Source organism: Brevibacillus borstelensis (genome assembly GCF_003710865.1).
In the GTDB taxonomy this organism is placed as follows: Bacteria; Bacillota; Bacilli; order Brevibacillales; family Brevibacillaceae; genus Brevibacillus; species Brevibacillus borstelensis.
This window is the reverse complement of record NZ_RHHO01000001.1, coordinates 183,831-207,354: the sequence shown is the minus strand read 5'-3', so window position 1 is coordinate 207,354 and position 23,524 is coordinate 183,831. Positions and strand designations below refer to the sequence as shown.

At 51.9% G+C, this 23,524-nt stretch carries 26 protein-coding genes; 4 read left to right on the top strand and 22 right to left on the bottom strand.

Annotated elements, in window-relative coordinates; genetic code table 11:
- Positions 1 to 72: 72 nt before the first annotated feature.
- The 4 genes from EDM54_RS00950 to EDM54_RS00935 form a co-directional block, all read right to left on the bottom strand.
- The gene (locus EDM54_RS00950; RefSeq protein ID WP_003389297.1) at positions 73 to 285 is read right to left on the bottom strand and encodes a hypothetical protein; all 213 of its coding nucleotides are present in this window, start codon (positions 283 to 285) and stop codon (positions 73 to 75) included.
- A 108-nt stretch (positions 286 to 393) separates the two neighbouring features.
- Positions 394 to 1,140 (bottom strand): amino acid ABC transporter ATP-binding protein, encoded by a 747-nt coding sequence (locus EDM54_RS00945; protein WP_003389298.1) that lies wholly within the window; start codon positions 1,138 to 1,140, stop codon positions 394 to 396.
- A gap of 14 nt (positions 1,141 to 1,154) precedes the next feature.
- Positions 1,155 to 1,814 carry an amino acid ABC transporter permease gene (locus tag EDM54_RS00940; protein WP_003389300.1) on the bottom strand — a complete coding sequence of 220 codons (660 nt, stop codon included), beginning with the start codon at positions 1,812 to 1,814 and terminating at the stop codon, positions 1,155 to 1,157.
- 123 nt (positions 1,815 to 1,937) lie between these two features.
- On the bottom strand, positions 1,938 to 2,717 hold the full coding sequence (locus tag EDM54_RS00935; protein WP_003389301.1) for an amino acid ABC transporter substrate-binding protein: 780 nt from the start codon (positions 2,715 to 2,717) through the stop codon (positions 1,938 to 1,940).
- Positions 2,718 to 3,055: 338 nt separating this feature from the next.
- Here EDM54_RS00935 and EDM54_RS00930 point away from each other — a divergent pair, with 338 nt between their 5' ends.
- The 4 genes from EDM54_RS00930 to EDM54_RS00920 all read left to right on the top strand — a co-directional run bounded on the left by EDM54_RS00930 (position 3,056) and on the right by EDM54_RS00920 (position 5,526).
- Positions 3,056 to 3,256 (top strand): hypothetical protein, encoded by a 201-nt coding sequence (locus tag EDM54_RS00930; RefSeq protein ID WP_141334151.1) that lies wholly within the window; start codon positions 3,056 to 3,058, stop codon positions 3,254 to 3,256.
- Between the two features lie 125 nt (positions 3,257 to 3,381).
- Positions 3,382 to 4,674 (top strand): helix-turn-helix domain-containing protein, encoded by a 1,293-nt coding sequence (locus EDM54_RS00925; protein WP_024984258.1) that lies wholly within the window; start codon positions 3,382 to 3,384, stop codon positions 4,672 to 4,674.
- 13 nt (positions 4,675 to 4,687) lie between these two features.
- On the top strand, positions 4,688 to 4,828 hold the full coding sequence (locus EDM54_RS26290; protein WP_155807985.1) for a hypothetical protein: 141 nt from the start codon (positions 4,688 to 4,690) through the stop codon (positions 4,826 to 4,828).
- A gap of 521 nt (positions 4,829 to 5,349) precedes the next feature.
- Positions 5,350 to 5,526: an aspartyl-phosphate phosphatase Spo0E family protein gene (locus tag EDM54_RS00920; protein ID WP_122957607.1), complete on the top strand. Its 177-nt coding sequence runs from the start codon at positions 5,350 to 5,352 to the stop codon at positions 5,524 to 5,526.
- A gap of 78 nt (positions 5,527 to 5,604) precedes the next feature.
- On the opposite strand, the gene speD is transcribed toward EDM54_RS00920, so the two are convergent.
- The 18 genes from speD to EDM54_RS00830 form a co-directional block, all read right to left on the bottom strand.
- Positions 5,605 to 6,423: an adenosylmethionine decarboxylase gene (speD, locus tag EDM54_RS00915; protein ID WP_024984257.1), complete on the bottom strand. Its 819-nt coding sequence runs from the start codon at positions 6,421 to 6,423 to the stop codon at positions 5,605 to 5,607.
- Between the two features lie 176 nt (positions 6,424 to 6,599).
- Positions 6,600 to 7,148, bottom strand: coding sequence for a DUF2812 domain-containing protein (locus tag EDM54_RS00910; RefSeq protein ID WP_122957606.1), 549 nt, complete (start codon positions 7,146 to 7,148; stop codon positions 6,600 to 6,602).
- A complete protein-coding gene (locus tag EDM54_RS00905) occupies positions 7,141 to 7,488 on the bottom strand; it encodes a PadR family transcriptional regulator (RefSeq protein WP_024984255.1) in 348 nt (115 codons plus the stop codon). The genes EDM54_RS00910 and EDM54_RS00905 overlap by 8 nt, the downstream gene beginning before the upstream one ends.
- Positions 7,489 to 7,666: 178 nt before the next feature.
- A complete protein-coding gene (locus tag EDM54_RS00900; protein ID WP_003389308.1) occupies positions 7,667 to 8,266 on the bottom strand; it encodes a response regulator transcription factor in 600 nt (199 codons plus the stop codon).
- Positions 8,263 to 9,399, bottom strand: coding sequence for a sensor histidine kinase (locus tag EDM54_RS00895; protein WP_122957605.1), 1,137 nt, complete (start codon positions 9,397 to 9,399; stop codon positions 8,263 to 8,265). Before EDM54_RS00895 ends, EDM54_RS00900 begins: the two co-directional genes overlap by 4 nt.
- 66 nt (positions 9,400 to 9,465) lie before the next feature.
- A complete protein-coding gene (gene desA / locus EDM54_RS00890; protein WP_003389310.1) occupies positions 9,466 to 10,521 on the bottom strand; it encodes a Delta(5) desaturase DesA in 1,056 nt (351 codons plus the stop codon).
- Between the two features lie 251 nt (positions 10,522 to 10,772).
- Complete coding sequence (locus EDM54_RS00885) at positions 10,773 to 12,011, bottom strand: winged helix-turn-helix domain-containing protein (protein ID WP_122957604.1); 1,239 nt, start codon at positions 12,009 to 12,011, stop codon at positions 10,773 to 10,775.
- Between the two features lie 29 nt (positions 12,012 to 12,040).
- On the bottom strand, positions 12,041 to 13,942 hold the full coding sequence (locus tag EDM54_RS00880) for a DEAD/DEAH box helicase (RefSeq protein WP_122957603.1): 1,902 nt from the start codon (positions 13,940 to 13,942) through the stop codon (positions 12,041 to 12,043).
- A 191-nt stretch (positions 13,943 to 14,133) separates the two neighbouring features.
- A complete protein-coding gene (locus EDM54_RS00875) occupies positions 14,134 to 14,919 on the bottom strand; it encodes a 2-keto-4-pentenoate hydratase (protein ID WP_122957602.1) in 786 nt (261 codons plus the stop codon).
- Between the two features lie 12 nt (positions 14,920 to 14,931).
- The gene (dmpG, locus tag EDM54_RS00870; protein ID WP_122957601.1) at positions 14,932 to 15,960 is read right to left on the bottom strand and encodes a 4-hydroxy-2-oxovalerate aldolase; all 1,029 of its coding nucleotides are present in this window, start codon (positions 15,958 to 15,960) and stop codon (positions 14,932 to 14,934) included.
- Positions 15,961 to 15,976: 16 nt separating this feature from the next.
- Positions 15,977 to 16,861 carry an acetaldehyde dehydrogenase (acetylating) gene (locus EDM54_RS00865; RefSeq protein ID WP_122957600.1) on the bottom strand — a complete coding sequence of 295 codons (885 nt, stop codon included), beginning with the start codon at positions 16,859 to 16,861 and terminating at the stop codon, positions 15,977 to 15,979.
- Between the two features lie 20 nt (positions 16,862 to 16,881).
- Complete coding sequence (locus tag EDM54_RS00860) at positions 16,882 to 17,667, bottom strand: 2-keto-4-pentenoate hydratase (RefSeq protein WP_003389316.1); 786 nt, start codon at positions 17,665 to 17,667, stop codon at positions 16,882 to 16,884.
- A gap of 33 nt (positions 17,668 to 17,700) precedes the next feature.
- Positions 17,701 to 19,170: an aldehyde dehydrogenase gene (locus EDM54_RS00855; RefSeq protein ID WP_003389317.1), complete on the bottom strand. Its 1,470-nt coding sequence runs from the start codon at positions 19,168 to 19,170 to the stop codon at positions 17,701 to 17,703.
- An 11-nt stretch (positions 19,171 to 19,181) separates the two neighbouring features.
- A complete protein-coding gene (locus EDM54_RS00850; RefSeq protein WP_031932080.1) occupies positions 19,182 to 19,643 on the bottom strand; it encodes a RidA family protein in 462 nt (153 codons plus the stop codon).
- 7 nt (positions 19,644 to 19,650) lie between these two features.
- Complete coding sequence (locus EDM54_RS00845; protein WP_122957624.1) at positions 19,651 to 20,649, bottom strand: amidohydrolase family protein; 999 nt, start codon at positions 20,647 to 20,649, stop codon at positions 19,651 to 19,653.
- On the bottom strand, positions 20,640 to 21,176 hold the full coding sequence (locus EDM54_RS00840; RefSeq protein WP_003389320.1) for a 3-hydroxyanthranilate 3,4-dioxygenase: 537 nt from the start codon (positions 21,174 to 21,176) through the stop codon (positions 20,640 to 20,642). Before EDM54_RS00840 ends, EDM54_RS00845 begins: the two co-directional genes overlap by 10 nt.
- Positions 21,177 to 21,219: 43 nt before the next feature.
- The gene (locus tag EDM54_RS00835) at positions 21,220 to 21,780 is read right to left on the bottom strand and encodes an NADPH-dependent FMN reductase (RefSeq protein ID WP_003389321.1); all 561 of its coding nucleotides are present in this window, start codon (positions 21,778 to 21,780) and stop codon (positions 21,220 to 21,222) included.
- Between the two features lie 136 nt (positions 21,781 to 21,916).
- Positions 21,917 to 23,425, bottom strand: a complete 1,509-nt coding sequence (locus EDM54_RS00830) for a 4-hydroxyphenylacetate 3-hydroxylase family protein (protein ID WP_039070020.1) — start codon at positions 23,423 to 23,425, stop codon at positions 21,917 to 21,919.
- Positions 23,426 to 23,524: the final 99 nt, after the last annotated feature.

Here is a 23,524-nt window from a genome sequence, read left to right as displayed (position 1 = left end):
CGCAATCCGAAATTGTGCATAAAAAAAGCCAGTTGGTTTCCCAACTGACCTTGTCAAACTTTATTTTGTTCCTTATACGCCCATTTTTCTGCGCTGATTGCTGATTTTCTTTGTTTGCTGGCTCTTCATCATTTGATTGCCCGCCGCTTGATGCTTCTGTTGGCCTTTCGCACCTTGCTGCGCTTGCTTCTTCTGCTCCAGCATGCGCTTTGCGGCTTCGGCCAGACTTACCTTTTTCACTTCTTCTCCTGCTCCGGCAACGCTCGATTTGTCGTTTTGCTCCATCTACTTTTCACCTCAAGGTTCTTGTGCCATATGTCTGAAATTTTACCATCTCCGGGGTAAAAGTTCCAGCCATGTTGCCCTGAGATTGAGCGGATTTTACAATAGCCGCTACTTTAATGACCGGTGCAGGAACGATTTTGTCCGCTCGTGTTTGGCATTGTGGAACAGCTCGTCCGGCGAGCCCGATTCGACGATCTCGCCGTTGTCCATGAAGACGATTTTGTCCGCCACCTCTTTGGCAAAGCCCATTTCGTGCGTGACCACGACCATCGTCATATGTTCCTCGGCCAACTGCTTGATCACCTGCAGCACCTCGCCTGTCAGCTCGGGATCGAGGGCGGAAGTCGGCTCATCAAACAACATGATGGCCGGATTCATCATCAGCGCCCGGGCGATCGCCACCCGCTGCTTTTGGCCGCCTGACAGCTTGGCCGGATACGCCTCTTTCTTGTCGGTCAGGCCTACCTTCCGCAGGAGCTCATCCCTTTTGCGGCGACTCTCTTCTGCCGGCTCTCCCCTCACAAGCCGGGGAGCCAGCTCGAGATTCTCCTGTACCGTCAGATGGGGAAAGAGGTGAAAGTGCTGAAATACCATCCCCATTTTCGATGTGATGCGCTTGATCCCCTGAGGATTTGCATAAACGCCGTCCTTTACGAGGTACTCGCCTTCCACAGCGATGCTCCCGCCGTTCACCTGCTCCAGGTTCACAAGGCTTCTGAGCATGGTGCTCTTGCCCGAGCCGGACGGACCGATCACAGCGACGACCTCGCCTTTGCCGACCTCAAAGGTAACATCCTTCAGCACATCCAGCGTACCGAATGATTTTTTCAAATTGGTTACTTCGATGATCCCCATTCGTCTCCAGTCCCTTACTCAAATTTGAACCGTCGCTCCAGCGATTTGAAAAACAGTGTCAATACGAAAGCCATGAGCAAATAGATAATGCCGGCTATGAAAAAGGGAGCGATGGTAAAGTCGCGGTTGACGGCGGTCTGCGCGAAATAGAGCAGCTCGGGCACAGCCACGGCATACAAAAGCGCCGTATCCTTGACCAGCGTAATCGACTCGTTGGCGATCGCCGGCAGTGCGACGCGAACCATCTGCGGAACAATAATCTTGGTAGTGGTTTGCCATCTGTTCAAGCCGAGCACCTGGGCAGCCTCATACTGCCCCTTGTCAATCGCCAGCAGCCCGCCTCTGAAAATCTCGGCAAAATAGGCCGCGTAGTTCAGGATGAAGCCGAGACAAGCGGCGACGAAGCGATCCATGACGAGGTAGTCGCCGATGACGGGAATGATCGGTAGCCCGAAGCAGATGAACAACAGTTGCAACAGCAGCGGCGTTCCTCTGACCACGTATATATACGTGTGGGCAAACCAGGCAAGCGGCTTGCTCTTGCTGTTTGCCATGAGCGTCAGTACAAAGCCGAGCGGCAAAGACGCGATGATCGCGATGAAGAACAGCAAAACCGTCATCTGTGCCCCTTCCAGCATCGGCACCGTAATATTGATTAGATAATCGATGTTCATCTTTGATTGGCTCCTTGCGATACGCAGCCCGCCTTCTTTTTCCCTTGAAGAAACATGACTGCGCGAAATCTTCCGTTCGTACAAATGGCAAAACCGGATTTGAAAAACAATCCGGTTTCCCTATTATTTTAAAACCTTGTCCTCGCCAAACCACTTCTCGGAAATCTTTGCCGCCGTACCGTCCTGGTTCATGGCATCGAGCGCTTTTTGAAGCTGCTCCAGCAGCTGTTCGTTTCCTTTTTTCACGCCGACTCCGTACTCTTCAGGCGCCAGGCTTTCATCCAGCAGTTTGAAGGTGTCTTTTTCCTTGGACATGTAATAGCGCGCCACCACTTCGTCGATGACGACCGCATCGACGCGGCCGATCTTCAAATCGCTCAGCGCCAGTACATTGTCTTTGAATTCCGTGACGCTGTTCAGCTTGTCCTTAATCGCGCTTGCATTCAGCGCATCGGCGGCAGAAGACTGGGCCTGCAGGCCGACCTTTTTCCCTGTCAGGTCGTCCAGCCTGCTGATATCGGATTTCGCCAGAACCGCTACCACCTGCGCATTTTTCAGATAAGGCTTGGTGAACAGCACCTTTTGTTTTCGCTCGTCCGTAATTGTATATCCATTCCAGATCAGATCAATGCGTCCGCTGTTCAGCTCCGATTCCTTCGCATTCCAATCAATCGGCTGGAAGGTCGCCTTGTAGCCCATCTTTTCTGCTGCCGCCCGCGCGTAATCAATATCAAAGCCGACAATCTCGTTTTTCTCATCGCGGAAACCCATCGGCGCAAACTTGTCGTCAATCCCGATCACCAACGTCTTGTCGTCCCCATTGGCGGAATTGGCGCCGGAACATCCGGTGATCAGCGAGAGGATGATCCCGCATGCCAGCCACAGTGCTCCTATTTTCTTCATCTTGTATACCCCCTGAATAATGGACCGTGTTTAGTAGTTATAAACATTTTTAAGTGCTTCACGTTTAAGAGTGTATACTTTATTACGGTAAATTGCTAATTCGATAATATACTAAAATATCTTCTTTTTGCTGTTTTAGTTCTATCATTCTCGTGATTTCTCACGTTTTCTTTTGTTTTCACCTTTATTGAACTCCTTAAAGGAAAAACTCCCCCATTGATTTACAAGGGAGGAGATGCATTTGCTATTTGTGATTGTGGTTCGACTATCGCCATGCAGCACCGGCCGACAGCTTCTTGCCGGAAAAAAGCAAACAGGCCCGTTACCCGGAAACCTCCTTGGCAAAAGCCAAAGCGCTGCTTGAGGAAGCGGAGCGAGCACGGATCATCGACCGAATCGAGCAGCTGATCCGGGATGAAAACTGGCTCCTGTACGGCTTTCACAAGCAGAAAGAAGCACGCTATCACCCTGCACTGAAAGGATTGTCCATTGAGTCGTTCAGCTGGGTAGACTTTTCGAAATTGTGGATCAAGCGTTGAGGGAGTTGTGGCTTTGCATAGGATAAAAGAACTTTATAAAATTTTACAAATTATGAGAAATGTGCTATTTTCATAAATGGGAAAAATCAGGAAATCAAAAGGTATAATCGGAAGGTGAAAGTATCATGGGGGACAGTGTAGGCGTACTTCACTATACGACCATCGGTGATATGATAAAGAGATACCGTGAACGGGAACAACTGACTATCACACAACTTGCCAATCTATCCGGAGTTCACAAAGGTGTAATTTCAAAAATAGAATTGGGCGACACGAAACGCCCTGAACTCAGAACGATCAAACCCATTGCAAATGTTCTGGGAATCCCCTTTCCGGAAATAGTCGAGCAATACATCGAAGTAGAGCGGCGGGTCGATGTGCTACGTGAGCTTTTATTGGAGGTCATTCGTTTTTCGAACCAGACATTGATTTCAAAGGTGGCTCTGAAACTCCTCGAATCGCCTCTAGAAGATACTAATACTGCAATTGAGCAACTGTACGATCTAGCTGATACCCTTACCGATACTGACTCGAAATTAGCGCTGTTTAAATTGATTGTGAGATACTCTCGCGAACGAGGAATCCCTCTATTTATTGCAAAGGGATTGCTGCAAACCTATATGATCGAGCGCCTTGATCTGAAGCGCATGGACGAATCCTATAAAGATGGAGAAGAGATATTACATTATATTGAGTTTCTTTCCAAAGAACAAAAAATTAATTATTACTTCAGAATGGCGCTCCAAGCCTTTGCAATCAAAAAATACAAGCAATGTATCAAATTATGCGAATCGGGTCTTGCACTGGAAACGAATGATACTGAGCTCAAAGCTAGAGCTTATCTGGCTATGATCAACTCCTACTACTTCCTGGATCAATTTGATGCCGTAGAAAAACATCTGGATGTATTTGAAAAATTTGAGTACGACTTTGTTAGCGACTCGACCAAGATCAATCGTGCCGCTACCAAGGTAAGAAAGAAAGAGTATGACGAAGCGATCCCAATGTTGAAAACGTACTTGTGGGAGCTGGCACAAGAAAACAGAATCCATATGGCGAACGAGTTGCTTGATATTTATTTAGAGACCGGAAACTTGGATAAAATCACCGAGTTAATAAAAAAAGAGAAGGACCTACTGCCAAGAAAAGTAGAGACACCCTACAAACATTTGTCACTAGGGATATATTACCAGAGAAAAGGCTCCTACCAGGTACAAACCGGATTGATTCCCGAAGGAATGGAAAGCTTCATCAAAAGCCTACGAGCATACGGAGAGATTCATGCGCTTGAGGAGATCATGAAATGCATAAATGACATCTTCTCCTTTTTCTCGAAAAATTCCATATCTATTGACATTCAATATGTCACGGAACTAAGCAATGTGTATAATAGTATTACAGGTAAAATTAGGAAGTAGGGAGGAAAGTGAAATGAAAAAAGCACTGATGACTATGTTCTTATCTCTAGCCCTGATGGTAACGGTAGGCTCGTTCACCGCGGGGAAAATTGTCGTTTCCCCTCCTGCCAATTCTGCACCGATTGTTAAAAATGTAGCAGACCCAGGTTATTAATGCGAAACAGTTTTTAGACGAAACGATTGTCGAACGTTCCGTAGAATGTAGGTAAAACTCCCTCGGTGTACCAATAACTGAGGGAGTTTTACTTTATTTTTATATATAGGGTAGAAACCGGGAAAGTAGACGAGAATTGTTGTCCCTCTTCCTGCTAATGTAGTACCGATTGTTGGGCGGCACCTAGGTTATTCATTCAACTATCTTTTTACGGAACGCTTGTCAATGCGTTCCTTTTTGATTTACTCCCTTGTAGATTCTCGTCGAATATTGTAAACAATCACCCATCTCCAATTTTTGTAAATAAATGTGCGACGGCTTGTATACTGGCAAAGAAGATGCATTTATTTCTGTAAAGGGGATGATCCTATGACCGCTCGATGTATCAATGAAAAAATGAAAGAGACATTCCTCATTTCGCCACGCAGAAAAGAAACGTCTCATTTTGTTGCAAGTTTAACCAAATTAGCGAGATGAAAACAGGCAAAACCTCCAAATCTAAAACTGTAAAGAGTGACGATATGGATACAACAGATGAAGTAAAGATTAGTAAAATCATTGAGGACTTAAAAAAACAACTGCTTCATTTGGTCAAAAACAAGGGACTTCAGGATGAAGCCGTCATTGAACTGAGTCAGAAGTTGGACAAATACATCGTGCTGGCTCAACGCAACATGAAAAAGTACAGCCGTCGCTGAAAACTCCCAACCTGCTCCATCACCGGATTGAAAACAGACTGGGAGTTTTTCATCCATTCTTCTGATTAACTTATGAGTTTATATTCCATTGGCCGGGATGTTTTTTCCGTAAAAAATCTCATCCATCTCGATTGTCAAACGATTGGTTATTTCCTCCTGTTGCCGCTCGCTCAACTGCTCCTTTGTCCGTCCGAACAGGTAGTTGTTCAGGTCAAAATTTTTCAGCTTGCATTTTGTATGAAAAATATTCTCCTGGTACACGTTGACGTCGATCATGTGGTACAAGCTTTTTACTTCATCCGGTATGTAATTTTGGATCGAGCTGATGTCGTGATCAATAAACAGCTTGTGGCCGCAAATATCTCTCGTAAAGCCTCTTACGCGGTAATCAATCGTCATGATGTCCGTATCAAACGAGTGGATCAGATAGTTGAGCGCCTTCAACGGCGAGATTTCCCCACAGGTAGATACGTCAATATCGGCGCGAAATGTGCTGATCCCCTCATCCGGGTGGTACTCCGGGTACGTATGAACGGTAATATGGCTCTTGTCCAGCGACATGACGACAGATTCAGGGAGGGGGCCCGGCGATTCCTCGAATGACTCCTCAGGGACTTCTACGACAGGGCCTTCCGATACAAGAAAAGTCACACTCGCTCCCTGGGGAACATAATCCTGTTTTGCGATATTCAAAACGTGGGCCCCGATAATCTCTGCTACGTTGTTCAAAATCGTCGTTAGCCGGTCGGCATTGTACTGCTCATCGATATACGCCAGATAGGCTTCGCGCTCTTCTTTCGTTTCTGTATAGCAAATATCGTACATGTTGAAGCTCAACGACTTGGTGAGATTGTTGAAGCCATGCAAAGTAACGCGCTGCTCAGGTGTCAGATTCATGTTTTTGCTCCTTTGACTGATCTGATGGCTGCGGTTGATATTCCGTCCAGATTGTGGCCATTGCTGTCTGCCGAAAAAACACATTATTTGGTAGGATACCCCGCCTTACCATGAAAATACCACGATCAGCATGTATGGAGAAAAACCGTACCGGTCTGGTGTCTTTAATGCCTGCTTTATCGGAATCTCCTGCGCCTGACAAGAAACGCCGTAAATGTCATCAGGGAAGGGACAGCCAAAGCAAAGCACAGTGTCGCCAGAACGAGAAACACATTTGACAACAGTGTAATCCCCTGCGCTTCGACAATCTGACGGTAGATCAGGTGGAAAACGATACTGAAAATGACGAAAACCGCAGCGAGCATCCTCCAGACACCGATTACCCGATTGTACTTTTCATACATCGTGTTTTTATCCGAGTAAATCGGCACTGTTCCGGGAGGCGCTGAAAAGATATGAAGTTTCCCTTGCGTGCAAACGTGGGACCAGCCGCCCGCTTCGAACAGCTCAAAGTACTCGTTCTGTTCTGACGGCTTGAGTTCATGGACGTCCAGGCTGTATTGCAGTTTTTGCGCTTCACCCTTCCGGAGCCTGTACCCCAAGAAGGCAAATGATTCAAGCAGCCACCCCTGCTCAGCCATTTCGCCAAGCTTTTTCATTTCCTTTTCCTCGGCAAATGCGAGGCCCATCGAACTCATGTAGCGCGTTTTGCCTGTCCTATTCATGATTGATCCCCTCCGTCGCTGATTTCCATGCTGCTTTCCCGTGATCCACCATCCTGGAACGCCGGTTGATCTCGCCTTCGATGATGGTCCTTCCCTTTTCTGTGGCAGTGTAGGTTTTTCGCCGTTCGTCCTCGCCTTCGCCGAGAACGATGTAGCCTGCTTCCTGCATTTTTTTTATCAGCGTATACAGGGTCGCCGGTCCGATCGTAACCTCTCCCTCTGTCAGCTCCTCCACGTATTTCATAATGCCGTAACCATGCCTGGGAGTGAGCAGGGACAACAGGATATAGTAAGCAGAGTCGGTAAGCTGCTCTGTGGCAAACGTATTATTCCGCGACAAGAAAGCACCTCCTATCGTATATCCATTTTCAATGCATCCATTCAGGATATATCCATTAACGATATAGTAAACCACCGTTTTTTCTTTGTCAATGGACGCCTTGCCAAAAAAAGAAGACACCGGCTCCCGCTCCGGTGTCTGGTCCATACCGTATTCATGAAATATCCGCTTTGGCCGGTTATTTAAACCAGCCCTTCTCCTTGAAATGCATAATCGCTTCGATCCGGTTGCTGACCCCCAGCTTATCCAGGATGACGGAGATGTAATTGCGGACCGTCCCTGTTGTCAGGTACAACTGGCTCGCGATTTGCTTCGTATTTTTGCCGTCGGCGATCAGCAGCAGGACTTCCTTTTCACGCTCGGTCAACGGATTTTCCTGACCGTACGCCTCATCCATCAGCTCCGGCGCGTAGATGCGTCTGCCCGCCATGATGCTGCGGATCGAGCTGGCCAGCTCCTCGCTGGGACTGTCTTTCAGCAGATAGCCGTCCGCTCCCGCTTTTAATGCACGCTCAAAATATCCGGCTCTGGCAAACGTGGTGAGGATCATGACCTTGCAGCCGGATGTCTTCAGCTCCTCCGCCGCATCCAGCCCGCTCTTCACCGGCATCTCAATATCCATGATGCAAATATCCGGCTGATGCTGATGGACGAGCTTCACAGCGTCCTCGCCATTGCTGGCTCTGCCAACGACCTTCATATCCTCTTCCAAATCGAGCAGGGACGCAAGAGCACCCAACAGCATCCGCTGGTCCTCGGCAATGACGATCCGTATCATATCCCCGCCTCCTTTTCCGGTTGTTTGAAGACGTTTGGCACACGCAGGACGATCGTCGTCCCGCCGTCTGAAACAATTTCCATGCTCCCGTTTACGAATTCGAGCCGCTCCCGCATGCCCCGCAGACCGTTTCCGCGGTAGCAAGCCGACTCGTCGGCGATGCCGATCCCGTCGTCCTTCACTTTGACCACCAGATCGGTCCGCGATGGCTCGATTACGACCGAACAGGCTGACGCACTGCTGTGCTTTACCACATTCGTCGCTGCCTCCTTTATGCACATCGAGAGCACCGTCTCGGTCATCAGGGAGGTTTTCGTCAAGTTGGGGTCGCCCTCTAGCTGAAAATCAATTTGGGCCGCTTCGAGAATCTGCTTGATGCGAAACATCTCTTCCTCAAGCCGCGTACCGCGCATCTGGGTTACCATTTCCCTGACTTCCTTCAATGCGATCCGCGCCGTCTGGCGAACTTCATTGATTTCAACTTTCGCCCGGTCCGGGTCCTTGCTGATCAGCTTGCCCGCCAGATCGCATTTCAACCCGATCAAAGAGAGCTTCTGTCCAAGCGTATCGTGCAGATCGCGTGCGATCCTCCGGCGTTCCTCCAGCTTGACCAGCTCCGATATCCGCTTATTGGCGTCCTCCAGCTGTCCCTCCAGCTTTTCCCGCTTGTTCCGGTTGTAGGTGGTGACGGGAAGGAGGATCACGGCGATCATGCTGACAAGCACAAACGGCAGCTGGTTGATCATCTGCGCGTTTTTCATGATAAACCCGAGATTGATCGTGACCACGGTACTGACGAGATGAATCGAGTACAGCGTATAAAAACCGACCTTGTTCTGAATATTCCCGATAAAAAACGCCAGGAACAGCGAGAAATATACATAGCCGAACAGCAGCGTCATCGTGATGGAAATGATGATTTGCACACTCGTCCAGAAGTAGATCAGCCATCCCTTGGAGAGAAACGAAAACACGTAGCAGACAAAGAACACGAGAATCATCACAATTCCGCTCACAACCTCAAGTGTAGAGGAGGAGCGGAAGATGAAATAGAACGGAAGGATATAAAAGACGACCCACACATAAGGGCTAAGACCGGTGTTTTTGTGAAGAATTTGATACCACTTCTGCATGATCGCCCACCTTTTCCACTACACTGTCTACATTAAGTGTATATGAAGAGAAAGGTTTTCGCAGGTTTATTTTCCTTCCAGACTGGGACTTCTTCTTGGCAACGGCTCTGGAGCAGATCCTGTTTTATCCAGCAAGTCCTTGATCTCCTTAAAGCTGACAAACGCCTTGTTGCGCTCATCCCACAGCCGGAACTGAAGCGATTTCAAGCTGGTGGCAAGTGTAATCGTTGTGGCCTTTTGCAGCGGAGGCGTGGCATTATGCGCCTTCTCCAGATTGTAGTTCGGAACTTTCGGACTTAAATGATGGACGTGGTGAAACCCGATGTTTCCCGTGATCCATTGCAATGGCTTGGGCAGCTTGTAATAGGAGCTCCCCTCCACGGCCGCTTTCACGTAGCTCCACTCTTCCTCGTTTTCAAAGTAGGAATCCTCGAATTGATGCTGCACGTAAAACAGCCAGATGCCGAGCAGGCCGGAGATGAAGAAGATCGGGCCTTGGATGAGCAGAAACGCTTGCCAGCCCACCGCCCAAATCATCAGTGCATACAAAGCGATGATGGCAACATTGGTCAAATACGTGTTCATCCGTTCCTTGGCTCTCGCTCCTTTGCGGTTAAAACGGTACTGGAGCACGAAGACGTAGATCGGACCGAGCCCAAACATGACAAACGGATTGCGGTAGATCCGATAAGCGATCCGGAGCCACAGCGGGGACGACAGGTATTCTTCGACGGTGAGAATCCAGATGTCGCCGACACCCCGTTTGTCGAGGTTGCTGCTCGTCGCATGGTGGATCGAATGACTATGCTTCCACTGCTCATACGGACAGAGCGTGATCACACCTGTAATGGTGCCAAGTATATCGTTCGCCAGGCGATTCTTGAAGAACGACTGGTGACAACAGTCATGAAAGATAATGAACGTCCGAATTACAAATCCGGCAGCGATAATCAAAAGAGGAAGCGTCAGCCAATACGAAACGGCCAGGCTTTGATACGCTGCGAACCATAACAACAAAAAAGGAACCAGGGTGTTGAAAAGCTGTCTGATACTCGACTTCGTATCGTTCTTCTCATAGGGGGCGACATTCTTTTTCAGAGTAGCTATGTTGGATTCGTGCATTGCGTATTGCCTCCTCGATTTGACGCTTAGAAAACGTTCAGGAACGTAGGGCGCAAATTTTTCTTACTTTCATTATAGAAAGCGCATCCTGTTCACTGTAGTCATAAACGTCAACTTGAGGATATGACATTTGTCATGGTTTTTCAGATTTTATTTCCTGTTGTGGAATTAATTGCTGGTTTGCGGTTTTGAGCAGAGCCGTTCCTTTTTATTTTTGAGCGAGAAAGCATGCATGACGAAGAGACGCTTGTCTATTTCAGCCTTGTCTGTTCAATGGAGAAGGTATCTGCGCCATGGCTGACGGCGAAAGTCTGCAAAGCGTTCAATACCTGTTTTTTCAGTGGTCCGGTGAATTTTACATGAGGTTCGATTTGCAGCAATTGAACCGTCAAATGGCGGCTTTTTTTATCCAGCCGGGGGTCCATGCGGCCGATCAGCCTGTCTCCCGCCAGTATCGGCATCGCGTAATAACCGTACTTGCGCTTTGCGGCCGGCGTATAAATTTCCCAGCGATACTCAAATGCAAACAGGTCTTCCAGCCGCTTGCGGCTCCATAACAAATTGTCCAGTGGCGGCAGAAAGTAAACAGGAATGTCCTTCTCATTATCGGAAATCCCGTCCCGCTCTGCTTCGATGTGAGAACAGAGGCGGTTGCTGTCAGACGCGAGGATAAAATACGGCTTGGCAAGTCCCTCCACCTCTACTCGCACCACGTCACCCGCATGAATACGCCGATCAATCGCCTCCCGCCGTTCGCTTGCACTCAGCCGCTGCCAGCCCAGCCGCGGATCGCTCGGTTCGAATACCCGGTACGCCCGGAAATACTTGTCCAGGAGCGCGCTTAGGGCCTCTCCTTTTTCCATCTTCCGGCCCTGAAGCTCGCCAGGAACGATCCGGCTGGACAGATCAAACAGGCGCTGGTTCCCTTCTCTCCCCACGACCGCTATATGCGCCGCATCCAAAAGCAGATTCAGGACATGGGACGTCGCCTTTGTTTTGGCGCTGACATTGTCCCAATAGCCATGAACTCGCTGATCGGATTCAAATGCTTTGGACGGCAGCGGGCCTTCCTCGCCCAGCTTTTGCAGGACGCCGTCCGCAATCGCTTTGAACTGGTCGAGCTGAGGCTGCACGCGCTCGCGCAGCCGCTGGCGAGTCGGTTCAAAGATCGGGTAATCCTCCATCGGAATGATGCAGGCGGCATTCGCCAGGTACTCGAAAAAAGCTCCGGCCCGAAGCAGCTCATCCAGGACCTCTGGTTGGTAGCCGGGAATCCGCGCTGCCAAGACCAGATGTTGATTGGGGCGGACGGCATTCACCGGATCGATCTGCACGCATTCGAGCCGCCGGATTGCGTCTCGCACGCGGTCTTGCAGGACTTGTGCCGAGTCAAATGAGGTGCCCTTCTCCGCTTCCGGGCTGCCGAGCAGCATTTGCGTCTCCAGCAGAAAACGCCGGACCGCTCGTTTGGTTGATTTGATCGTTTTCATTAAAGGAACCTCCGAGGCTAGTCATTTCGTTATCCTAGCTCTTTTACCTTCGGGTTTGACAGCTTCTTTTTCGCCGCCACTTCATCCAAAAATTGCGTAAAGGTTGAATGACCACTGTATGTTAAAAATAACCATTCCAAAGCTCGGGTCATGGCTATATAAAGCAGCGAAACCTCTCGTTCTTCTATTTCTTCCAGCGGGAATGGCATATTTTCGACTGCCACGATAAAAACCGCTCGGAAATCGAGACCTTTTGCACTATCTATTGTAGATATTTTCACTTTGTTTTCTTCACGCGAGAAGTTTCTTTTCGTTTCGGCATTTTCTGTAACCCATGTGTACGGCAGCCCGTGTTGTTCTAAACTGTTTTTGATCTCATCTATATAGGAGACTCGATGGGTATTTTTTACACGGTATAATATAGCAATTTCACTATACGGTATTTTTTTCTCTCGTGTTAGAAAGTTAATGGACTTGGAAACAAAGTTCATCTCTTCTTGAATGTTTTGAAATCGTTGGATGATCGGTTCGGGACCTTTCCTTTTGGTTGACTGCGGAGGAATGATCTCCACACCTTCTGTCGTCCCGCTTTTGACTTTATTTTGAAGATGAGAGTGTGCCTGAAAGAAGTTCCAAGCAAATTGCACGATTTGAGCCGTATTTCGATAATTAATCGTCAGTATTTTTGACCGCCCACGAAAATCAAGGCCAACATCTTGAGCCAAACTCGTTTTTCTCCTGAAAATAGATTGGGCGCGATCCTCTACCAGCAACAAAGACTGTGTGGTCGGGTTCAAACATTGGCACAACAATTTCAGCCAATCAGGCTCAAAATCTTGCCCCTCGTCGATTAATATTGCGTCGTACATCGGAAGGACCGCTTCTTTACGCTGCGCCTTTTCCAAAAGGATGGGAATATCAGTGTCGCTCATCTTCAGATGCTGGGTGAGCCATTCATGAAAATTGTAAACCTCTATATTGGCAGCGGAAGGAGTTCCTGGGGCATTCATCATCTCATACAGATCTTCCGGTTCATTCAGCATTTTTTCAATCATTTGCTTTAAACTTTTTGACAATGTAATCCCGTAGCAGAGAACGAGAATTCGCCAATCAGGATGTGCTTTCGCAAGCAGCCTGGCTCGACTAGCCAAGACAAGTGTCTTGCCGCTGCCAGCGACCCCGCGGATTAAACGATGCTTATCTCCCAACTGCTTTGCTAGGTTCTCTTGATGCAAATCCATTGTTTTGATATTGTGCAGAGATAAAAGCAGTTGGTCCTGATGGCGAACCGGTGATGTAAACTCGGCACCAATTCGAACCTCGGGAAACAGGTGGAAACGAATTGCCTGAATGTCTTCATTGGTCAATATATATCTCTTCGTGTTGCGAACAGTGAACATCCCGCGTATTTTCTCCAATAGTATTTCAGGAGAAAATCCGTCCTCATCAGGGTCAACCTCGTCTTGGCAAAGAACAAACTGTGGTTCAATCACATGATAAAGATTATGCTTCAAAAAATACTCCTGTTTTAAGCGGGTAAAAACCGTACCATAGCCGTAGGAAAATTTTAAATATGAGCTGTTGTCCTGTAGCAAATTCCGATCTTTTTTCAAGTGATCAGTAAGCAAACGGGCATTGTCCCTCGCTTGCTTTAAGGGACTTTTCGTTGTGACCATCCCACCGCCCTCTTTGTGCAGTATCCAGTCATCGTGATTTATTTGATAGATGGTGTTGCTCTTGTAATCTTTCACTTCTAAAACTACAAGACCAAGGTCAGGCCCTATTATGACAAAATCCGGCCTTCTTCCCCGTATCTCCGGTTCGTAGTAAACGATATAATCACTTGGTAAATGGTTTTTCAGGCACTCAAATAACATTCTCTCTCCAGCCGTCGCTCCCCTTGGGATTGTTTCCGGTACCATATAAGCCACGATCTGTCTCTCCTAGTACATTATTCCTAATTTCATTTTATTATAGTATAAATGACAGCAAAGAAGCAGACGAAAATACAGATGAGCCGGAACGGGCCACTGGCTAGTCGCAGAAAAAAACAAAAAACACGAGCCCGCCCAAACCAGCGCAAACTCGTGTCCATTCCGCTTCGCCGCAGCAGGCAAAGCGCTTACTCTTTCACCACAAAATCAATACCGCCCAGTCCGTCCCAGTGTGCGGATACGACGTTACCTGCAAACAGCTGATGTGCGCCTGTAATGCCGCCGGATAAAATGACCTGCCCCGCCCGGAGCTTCTCCCCTTTTCTTGCCAGCATATTGGCCAGCATCGCGACAGAGTGGGCCGGGTGCCCAAGTACAGCGGCTCCCGCCCCCAAGTCCTTCATCTGTCCATTAATCGAGAGAGTCACTCCGACGAGGTCCAGCTCCAGTTCGTCCGGCCTTTTCAGGCGGGAGCCAAAAAAGACCCGGGATGACGACGTGTTGTCAGCGATGACATCGGGAAGCGTGAACTCGAAGTTTTTGTACCGGCTGTCGATGATCTCCAGCGCCGGCAGCACATACTCCGTCGCGGCCAGCACCTGCGCTCCGGTGACGCCCGGTCCCGCGATGTCTTTGCCCAGAACAAACGCGATTTCCGCCTCCACCTTTGGATGAATCAGCTCGCCCAATGGGAGAATGCCGTTGTCGATCGCCATATAATCGAAAATGACGCCGCAGATCGGCTCATGCACGTTCATCTGCTTCATTTTGGCCTGGCTGGTCAGGCCCATTTTCAGCGCCAGTACACTGTGTCCCTGCTCGTTCTTGAGCTTGATCAGCTCTTCCTGAATCAGGTAGCCGTCCTCAACGGACAGCTCGGGATACTCTGCCGTCAATTTCACGATCTCCTGCTTGCCAAGCTCGGCGTCGACCAGCTTTTGCGCGAGCGCTCTGCATACTTGTTCCGCGAGCATGCCGCTTCCCTCCTATCTGCTTTCAACCGCTGCCTGTCGCTTCGCGATCTCGGCGGCGACATCGATGATCATGTCTTCCTGCCCGCCGACAGCCTTTCGCGCTCCAAGCTCGATCAAAATGTCGCGGGAATCGATCCCGAAGCGCTTTGCCGCCCGTTCCGCATGCAGGCGGAAGCTGGAGTAGACGCCGGCATAGCCGAGCACGAGCGAGTTTCTCGTAATCTCCTGGGGCACCTGGATCAGAGGCGCCACGATGTCTTCCGCCAGGTCCATCATTTTGTACAGATCGATTCCGGTATGGATGCCCATCCGCTCCATCACGGCAACGAACACCTCTGTCTGCGTGTTGCCTGCCCCGGCCCCGAGGCAGCGGACACTGCCGTCGATGCGGGTAGCGCCTTCCTTGATCGCGGCCAGCGTATTGGCCATCGCCAGAGACAGGTTGTTGTGCGCGTGAAAGCCGACCGGGACTTCCAGGCTTTCCTTGAGCGCCCGGACTCGCTCCGCGACCTGGTCGGGGAGCAGCGCTCCTGCGGAATCGACGATATAGACGACATCTGCTCCGTAGCTTTCCATCAATTTTGCCTGTTCCGCCAGCTTGGCGGGCGGGGCCATATGGGCCATCATCAGAAAGCCGACCGTTAAAAGCCCCAGCTCCTTGGAACGGGCGATGTGCTGTGCCGAAATGTCCGCTTCGGTGGAATGGGTGGCAATCCGTGCCATGCCTACACCAAGCTTCGCGGCGGCATTCAAATCCTTGATCGTGCCGATCCCCGGCAGCAGCAAAACGCCGATGGTCGCCTGCTTGCAGACGGAGACGGCCGCTTCGATCAATTCCATCTCATTTGTACGCGACAAGCCGTATTGCAGAGAAGAACCGGCCAGCCCGTCTCCGTGAGAGACCTCGATAAAGGGCACGTTTGCTTCGTCGAGGGCGCGGGCCACACGGACGACCTGCTCGACGGTAAACTGGTGCTTGATCGCGTGACTTCCGTCGCGAAGCGCTACTTCGGTGACGAGAATCTCCCGTTTATCAGTCATTTCTTTCCCTCCCTTTTCAGACGGACGCCGCCCCGACGTGAGGCTTGGCGAATTCCTCCGCCACTTTGACCGCAGTCGCAGTCATGATGTCCAGATTCCCGGCGTATTTGGGCAGGTAATCACCTGCACCTTCCAGCTCCAGCACCACCGTTACGCGGTTGCCGTCAAACAGCGGCTCTGTACGGAGGCGATAGCCGGGCACGTATGACTGAATAAAGGCAACGGTCTGCTCGATGGAAGCGGTTATTGCCTGTTCGTCCACCTCGCCCTCCACCAGCGCGTACACCGTGTCCCGCATCATGATCGGCGGCTCGGCCGGATTGAGAATGATGATCGCCTTGCCCTGCTTGGCCCCGCCAATCACTTCCAGACCGCGGGCGGTCGTTTCGGTAAATTCGTCGATATTGGCACGGGTGCCCGGACCTGCGCTTTTGCTGGAGATGGCCGCTACGATCTCCGCATAGCTGACAGGGCAAACCCGGTGAACCGCATGGACGATCGGGATCGTGGCCTGCCCCCCGCAGGTGATCAGATTGATGTTGCATTCATGCAAATGCTCTCCCAGGTTGACGCTGGGAACGACATACGGGCCGATTGCTGCCGGAGTCAGGTCGATGGCAAGCTTTCCGGCCTCCCTGAGCGCCTTGGCGTGACGGATATGCGCTTTCGCTGAGGTCGCGTCAAAAACGATGTCGGCAAGCTCCGGGGCATTGTCCAAAAACTGCTTCAGCCCTCCGTCAAACACCTCGTACCCCGCTTTTTTCGCCCGCAACAGCCCGTCTGAGTCGGGATCGATCCCGATCATCGCCGTGACCTCCAAATATTTGGAACGCTCCAGCTTCATCAGCAAGTCCGTGCCGATGTTTCCCGATCCGAGGATCGCAACCTTTTTCCTGGACATGGCTCTCCCTCCCTTGACACTTAGCTTGTAAACCGGACACCGACTTCGCCCAGATGGGCAATCCTGGCGCGGAACGAATCGCCCGGCTCCGCCGCGATGGCCGCAGACAAAGCACCGGATAGAATCACTTCCCCCGCTTTGAGCGGAATATCGAATTCGGCCAGTTTGTTGGCGAGCCAGGCGACGCATACAGCCGGATTGCCCAATGCCGCCGCGCCCACACCCGTATTCATAACCTCGCCGTTTTTGTACAGCACCATGCCGGCCATGACGAGGTCGATCTGGTCTGGCTTCACCGGACGCCCGCCCAATACGTAGAAGCCGGAGGACGCATTGTCCGCAACGGTGTCCTCCAGCTTGATCTTCCAGTCGGCGATGCGGCTGTCCACGACTTCGAGTGCTGGGACCACATATTCGGTCGCCAGCATGACATCGAGAGCCGTCACGCGCGGGCCTTTCAAGTCGCGCTTCAGAAAGAAGGCGATTTCCGCCTCTACCTTCGGCTGCAGCACTTTTTTGCAGGAGATGTGACCGTGATTTTCCACAGCCATGCTGTCAAGCAGATGACCGTAGTCCGGCTGGTCTACCCCGAGCAGGGTTTGCATCGCCAGCGAGGTTAGACCGATTTTTTTACCCGTAATCACATCGCCCGCATTCACTTTCCGCCCGACGGTCAAAAGCTGCACGCGATACGCGTCTTCGACCGAAATCTCCGGCTCTATTTTCGTAATCGGCTCGACAGCCAGGCCGCTTCTCTCCGCCTCCGCCAGATGGTCGGCGAGCCGCTTGATTTTTTCCTCGTCCATTGCCGTATCCCTCCCGCACGTTGTTTCCGACCGCTATCTTTTCATCGTGATCGTCTTGGCTTCCGTATAAAATTCGAAGCTGTGCCGTCCGCCTTCCCGGCCGATTCCGCTCGCTTTTGCTCCACCAAAAGGCGTTCGCAAATCGCGCACATACCAGCAGTTGATCCACAGCAGCCCGGACTGCACCTGATCCGCCACGCGGTGAGCGCGTCTGAGGTCGTTCGTCCAGACGACGCCGGCCAGCCCGTAGATGGAGTCATTGGCGATCTGGATGGCTTCTTCTTCTGTTTCAAACGGAATGATGACGATGACCGGACCGAAAATCTCCTCTTGGGCTACCCTCATTTTGTTGTCCACATCGTAGAGCACGGTCGGCTCGTAAAAATTGCCGTCCCCCAGACTGGTGATGCGCTTGCCGCCAAAAGCGAGCTTGGCTCCCTCTGACAGTCCGATCCGGACGTATTCATCCACCGTGGCCAGGTGGCTGCGGGAGACAAGCGCCCCCATGTCGGTATCCGGGTCGAGCGGATTGCCAACCTTGATTTTTTTCACCGCCTGCACAAATTTGTCCAGGAATTGATCGTAGATGCTCTTTTGGACCAAGAGGCGCGATCCGGCCAGGCAAATTTCGCCCTGGTTGCGGAAAATCGCCTCGATCGACCCTTTCACCGCCTCATCCAGATCTGCGTCCGCAAAGACGATGTTGGCTGATTTTCCGCCCAATTCGAGCGAAACGGGAATGAGCTGGCTAGCAGCGTTCCGCATTACGGTTTTGCCTGTCGTGGTCTCCCCGACGAACGATATCCGGCGGACATGCGGGTGTGTGGTCATCGCGGTGCCGACTGTTCCGCCCGGCCCCGTCAGGATGTTCAAAACGCCCGGCGGCAAGCCTGCCTCGTTGGCGATTTCGCCCATCATGACCGCGCTCAGCGGCGTATAGGAGGCGGGCTTGACGATGACCGTATTGCCCGCCGCCAGTGCAGCCGACGCTTTCCACGTCATCTGCATAAACGGCAGATTCCACGGAATGATCAGGCTGGTCACGCCTGCGGGAGCGTATTTGGCGTAGGACATGAAGCCGTTCATTTCGTAATGTTCATGTACGAGATACTTGGCCATTTCGGCGAAAAAGCGCAAATTCCAGGCGGCTCTGGGGATGTCAAAGCCGCGGCTCTCCTTGATCGGCTTGCCGACGTCAAGCGTCTCCACCAGCGCCAATTCCTCCACCCGCTCCATGACGAGATCGGACATTTTGCAGAGAATCTTCGCTCTTTCTTCGACGGGCATCCTGCTCCAGACGCCGCTTTCAAACGTGCGCTGGGCTACCTCGATCGCCTTTCTCACATCCTCTTCGCCCGCATTTGCCACCGAGGCCAGCTTGAGATTGGTCGCGGGATCGAGCGTGTCAAATGTCTCCCCGGAGATCGCGTCCACGTATGCTCCGTCGATAAACAGCTTTGCGTCCTTCAACTTTCGCTGATTTGCCTGTGTAGTCTGACTCATGTGAAAGCCTCCTACTCTTCGATTTCCAGAATCATTTCGACTTCCACCGCATTATTGTGCGGAAGCTGGGCCATCCCGACGGCGGAACGCCCGTGCCTCCCCTTCTCCCCGAAAATCTGCACCAGCAGATCGGACGCTCCGTTCATGACCTTGGGCTGATCCGTAAAATCGGGGGCGCTGTTGACAAACCCGAGGATTTTCACCACCCGCTTTACGCGGCTCAGCTCGCCGATCTCCGCCTTGACGACAGCCAGCAGGTTGAGCATGCATTGCCTGGCTGCCATGTAGCCTGTTTCCACCGACACATCATCGCCGAGCTTGCCGCGGTATTCATCTGTCCCTTGTCCGGCGGTAAACAACAGGCTGCCTGCGCGGACACAGCCTACGTAGTTTCCTGCTGCCTGCCGTGGGGCCGGAAGCGATAGCCCCAATTCCTGCAATCTTTGTTCCGGTGTAGCCGCATGTGTAGTCATCTCCCTCTCACCTGCCCTCGCTCATATTCAGGAAGCGCAGCGCGTTTTCGCCCAGCATCGCCCGCTTCTGCTCCTCGGTGAGCGAAAGCGCATTGTCTATGACCTCGCCCGGAGGAATTTCCCGCAGCAAGAACGGGTAGTCCGACCCCATCAAAATGCGGTCGGCGCCAAAGCGGTCCACCATGTATTGAATGTTCAGCGGATCGTAGTTCAGCGAATCGAAATAAAAGCTCTTGGCGTAGTGGCTTGGCGGCTGCTCGGTCAGCCTCAGATGCGGCCATACCTTCCAGCCCTGGTCCAGGCGGGGAAGAATGTAAGGAAATGACCCTCCGCCGTGGGCAAAGCAAATCTTCAGCCGAGGGAATTTTTCCATCACGCCGCCGAGAATCAGGCTGGCAGCAGCCAAGGCCGTCTCGCTCGGCATCCCCACCGTATACATCAGGTTGTGCCGGGGCATCCGCTCTCGGCCGAGTGTCTCCCACGGGTGGACAAACAGCGGCACCTCCCACTTCTCGCACATTTCAAAGAAGGGAATCAGAGACGGATCGTCCAGGTTGTTGCCATTCACATTCGTACCGATCTCGATCCCCTTGAGGCCGAGCTCATGCATGCAGCGGTCCATTTCACGAATCGCAACCTCCGCATTTTGCAGGGGCACGGTCCCAAGCCCGAGAAAGCGCTCGGGATGCTGCCTGACCGTGTCCGCGATAAAATCGTTTTGGATGCGGGCCATCAGCTCCGCTTCTTCAGCAGGGGCCCAGTAGGAGAACGTGACCGGAATCGGCGAGATGACCTGCATGTCGACCTTTTCCCGCTCCATGTCAGAAATCCGCTTGGCAGGGTCCCACACCTGATCGGTCACTTCCCGGAACACTTTGCCCGCGACCATGATGTTGGCGCCGCACGCGCAGGTCCGCTGCAGGACGGGCCAGCGCTCGCCTTGAAATTTCTCAGCCAGATTGGGGAGGTCTTCCGGAATGATGTGCGTGTGGAAGTCTACTCGCATTTCCACTCACTCGCTTCCGGAGGCATGACGTGCCCGCAATTTTTGCATGTCCGCAGCTCCAGATTGCTGTTGAAGCCGTGAATCGCTTCTTTCACCTGAACCTCGATATTGGTCAGCTGCACGGTGGCGCGATGCATTTCGCTGTCGCACTCGTCGCAGAACCAGACGAAGTCCTCCAGCTCTCCTTCCGCCCGGTTTCGCTCGATGACCAGCCCGATCGTATCGGCTACCCGGTGCGGCGAATGCGGAACGTTGGGAGGAAGCAGGAACATCTCTCCCTCCTTGACCGTAATTACTTCGCGTTTTCCCTCGTAGTTGATGATCTCCACATAGCAGTCGCCCTTGATCTGATAGAAAATCTCCTCCGAGGGGTCCACGTGGAAGTCGCGCCGTTTGTTGGGGCCGCCGAGCAGCATGACCATCAGCTCGGCGTCTTTCCAGATCACCTTGTTGTTGACCGGCGGCTTGAGCTGGTCTTTGTTCTCCTCAATGAACTTCGCCAAATTTATCGGTGCCAGGATGCTCATGCAAATCACTCCCGTTCGCTTTTGATGGTTGCTTTTCAGCGGATTACCGCTGCGCTGACAGATCGGCCGCGCCCTTCAGCGCTTTTTGCAGCAGTACGACTTCTTTTGCCAGATGGCTGATGCGGCTCAGAACATCCTCGTCCACAATCTCGTTTTGCTGATTGAAATGGTCCGGGTGGGCGTAGACGAAGCCCGGGGCCACATAGGCCCGGAAATATCCTGCGATAGGCTTCAGTTGGTTCTCCACCACCAGGTAATGCTGGTACGTCCCGCCATTGGCGACAAATCCCATCACCTTGTTGCGCAGCGCCTGCGGCGGAATGTGGTCAAACAAGTTTTTCAGGGCGCCGGTCAGCGACCCTTGGAAAATCGGCGTTCCAATGATGTAGCAATCAGCCGACGTTACGAGATCAATTACCTTTTTCGTGTCATCGGGATAGGTGGACGGATCTCGCCCATCACACAGCGACATTTTGAAGTCCCTCAGGTCCAGCAGCTCTGTCTCAAGCTCAGGGGCTTCCTTTTTCACTTCTTCCAAGACTTTATGCACGAGGATGCTCGTCTTTGCTCCGATAATGGTTCCGGATATACCCAGCACTTTCACCGGAAACCCTCCCTTCAGGCAGATTCTTTCGGTAGACTTACACTACGTTTGCGGCTTTTGCGGCTTTTGCGGCTTTTGCGGCTTTTGCGGCTTTTGCGGCTTTTGCCGCTTTTACCGCTTTTACCGCTTTCGCCGCTTAGTCAGCTCCGCTTGCCCGCTTGACCGGAAGCACCGACTCCGCTGTCTTTTTCCCCTCAAACACACTGAGAGCGTCATCCACAAGGGAAAAAGAACGTTCGCGTTTGTAGTTGTTGTAGAAAATCGCCCTTTTTCGGATCGGGTCGCCCGTGTAATAGCGCTCGTACTGGAGCAGCCGCTGCCCGAACGCTTCGCCGCACAAATCCCAGGCCAGCTTGAACAGTCGGACGCGCTCCGATCCGGAGATGCCCGCCCGTCCGGCGTAGTACTTCTCCATGTCCTCGGCCAGTTCCGGGTGAACCATATCGGCATCCGTCGGAGACATGAGCAATCCGCCTGCGCCGATGATTTGCAGCACTTCGATCGCCCGCGGGTACATTTTCGGGAGCAGTCCGCGAATCGTCTCGAGCGGCACCCAGCCTGGCATCATTTCACCCGAAGGCAGCACATCGCACTCCCGCTCGGCTGTCCGCAGCAGCGCCCGGATGCACTCGACGGACTGAATCAGCTCTCCCAGGTCATTTTGGACGTTCAGATACACGTCTACCCCGATGGAGTCAGCCAGGCGGACCGCCACCTCCGTGGCAAACTGCAGCTTGATCAGCCCTCTCACTCCGGTCTGGTGCGCCGGCTGCTGGGCGATTCCCGTTTTCGGATAGAGCCCGTTCGCCGCTTCCACGTTGTTGTACAAAAAGACGCGATCCCATGGAACCAGCACATCGTGGAAGACGAGCACCGCATCGCTTTCCTCGAACCGCGACGCCAGCGGATGATCGTAGACGGAGCGCTTTCCGTCCTGCATCGGCTCGCGGCACAGGATGCGCAGTCCCGGCGTATCGATCGGGATGGCAAACGCAAGCGCGTAACGCTCGTCGCCAGGCTTGAAGCCGGGGAACGAGTAGATGATCACTTCATCCGTGATCGGCGCCAGCGTGGCCAGCATTTTCGCCCCTCTGACGATCAGCCCTTCCGGTGTCTCTCTGACTGCACCCAAATGCGTAAACATGTCCTGCTGTTCATGCGAGGTCTTGCTCCGGTCATTTTGCGGGTTGATGATCGCATGTGTAAGGAACAGGTCATTGTCGCGAATGTACCGGTAGTAGCTCTTTACATTTTCCGCCCATTGTGGGTTGTACTTTTCCAGAAACGAAGCATTGCTGTACAAGGAAGTCAGAACGATATTGAGAAAATCCGGCGTTCTCCCCATCAGGCCGAACGTTGCCTTGGCGTACGCCTCATACAGATTTCTCCTTGCTTCCAGATCCTCCGCGCTTTTTACCGGGAGGAAGGCGTTGTTTACTCTCTCACCGGTTTCCTCGCAAATGTGCGTGATCTTGTCCTGATACTCCGGGTCATGCTGCATGTCGTACAGCTTGGCGATTTCGAGTATAGGCTGCTTGAAAACCGCCTCATCGTACACACTTGTCACTCTGCGCCCCTGCAGCCAAATCTCCGGCTGCCGGGATTGCAAACCTTTGATGTATTCAGCACCTGAACGAATTCCCATAAACAATCCTCCCCTGGCAATGTTGTTTTTTCACCTTGAAACGGATTATAATATCGAATTTTTTCGAATATTGTAGCGCATTTAACGTTTTTCACCGTT

What these genes read in the sequence shown, in the direction of transcription:
- EDM54_RS00950 (WP_003389297.1), bottom strand. Translation starts at nt 285, where the DNA reads ATGGAGCAAAACGACAAATCGAGCGTTGCCGGAGCAGGAGAAGAAGTG.
- EDM54_RS00945 (WP_003389298.1), bottom strand. Translation starts at nt 1,140, where the DNA reads ATGGGGATCATCGAAGTAACCAATTTGAAAAAATCATTCGGTACGCTG.
- EDM54_RS00940 (WP_003389300.1), bottom strand. Translation starts at nt 1,814, where the DNA reads ATGAACATCGATTATCTAATCAATATTACGGTGCCGATGCTGGAAGGG.
- EDM54_RS00935 (WP_003389301.1), bottom strand. Translation starts at nt 2,717, where the DNA reads ATGAAGAAAATAGGAGCACTGTGGCTGGCATGCGGGATCATCCTCTCG.
- EDM54_RS00925 (WP_024984258.1), top strand. Translation starts at nt 3,382, where the DNA reads ATGGGGGACAGTGTAGGCGTACTTCACTATACGACCATCGGTGATATG.
- EDM54_RS26290 (WP_155807985.1), top strand. Translation starts at nt 4,688, where the DNA reads ATGAAAAAAGCACTGATGACTATGTTCTTATCTCTAGCCCTGATGGTA.
- EDM54_RS00920 (WP_122957607.1), top strand. Translation starts at nt 5,350, where the DNA reads ATGGATACAACAGATGAAGTAAAGATTAGTAAAATCATTGAGGACTTA.
- speD (WP_024984257.1), bottom strand. Translation starts at nt 6,423, where the DNA reads ATGAATCTGACACCTGAGCAGCGCGTTACTTTGCATGGCTTCAACAAT.
- EDM54_RS00910 (WP_122957606.1), bottom strand. Translation starts at nt 7,148, where the DNA reads ATGAATAGGACAGGCAAAACGCGCTACATGAGTTCGATGGGCCTCGCA.
- EDM54_RS00900 (WP_003389308.1), bottom strand. Translation starts at nt 8,266, where the DNA reads ATGATACGGATCGTCATTGCCGAGGACCAGCGGATGCTGTTGGGTGCT.
- EDM54_RS00895 (WP_122957605.1), bottom strand. Translation starts at nt 9,399, where the DNA reads ATGCAGAAGTGGTATCAAATTCTTCACAAAAACACCGGTCTTAGCCCT.
- desA (WP_003389310.1), bottom strand. Translation starts at nt 10,521, where the DNA reads ATGCACGAATCCAACATAGCTACTCTGAAAAAGAATGTCGCCCCCTAT.
- EDM54_RS00885 (WP_122957604.1), bottom strand. Translation starts at nt 12,011, where the DNA reads ATGAAAACGATCAAATCAACCAAACGAGCGGTCCGGCGTTTTCTGCTG.
- EDM54_RS00875 (WP_122957602.1), bottom strand. Translation starts at nt 14,919, where the DNA reads ATGCTCGCGGAACAAGTATGCAGAGCGCTCGCGCAAAAGCTGGTCGAC.
- dmpG (WP_122957601.1), bottom strand. Translation starts at nt 15,960, where the DNA reads ATGACTGATAAACGGGAGATTCTCGTCACCGAAGTAGCGCTTCGCGAC.
- EDM54_RS00865 (WP_122957600.1), bottom strand. Translation starts at nt 16,861, where the DNA reads ATGTCCAGGAAAAAGGTTGCGATCCTCGGATCGGGAAACATCGGCACG.
- EDM54_RS00860 (WP_003389316.1), bottom strand. Translation starts at nt 17,667, where the DNA reads ATGGACGAGGAAAAAATCAAGCGGCTCGCCGACCATCTGGCGGAGGCG.
- EDM54_RS00855 (WP_003389317.1), bottom strand. Translation starts at nt 19,170, where the DNA reads ATGAGTCAGACTACACAGGCAAATCAGCGAAAGTTGAAGGACGCAAAG.
- EDM54_RS00850 (WP_031932080.1), bottom strand. Translation starts at nt 19,643, where the DNA reads ATGACTACACATGCGGCTACACCGGAACAAAGATTGCAGGAATTGGGG.
- EDM54_RS00845 (WP_122957624.1), bottom strand. Translation starts at nt 20,649, where the DNA reads ATGCGAGTAGACTTCCACACGCACATCATTCCGGAAGACCTCCCCAAT.
- EDM54_RS00840 (WP_003389320.1), bottom strand. Translation starts at nt 21,176, where the DNA reads ATGAGCATCCTGGCACCGATAAATTTGGCGAAGTTCATTGAGGAGAAC.
- EDM54_RS00830 (WP_039070020.1), bottom strand. Translation starts at nt 23,425, where the DNA reads ATGGGAATTCGTTCAGGTGCTGAATACATCAAAGGTTTGCAATCCCGG.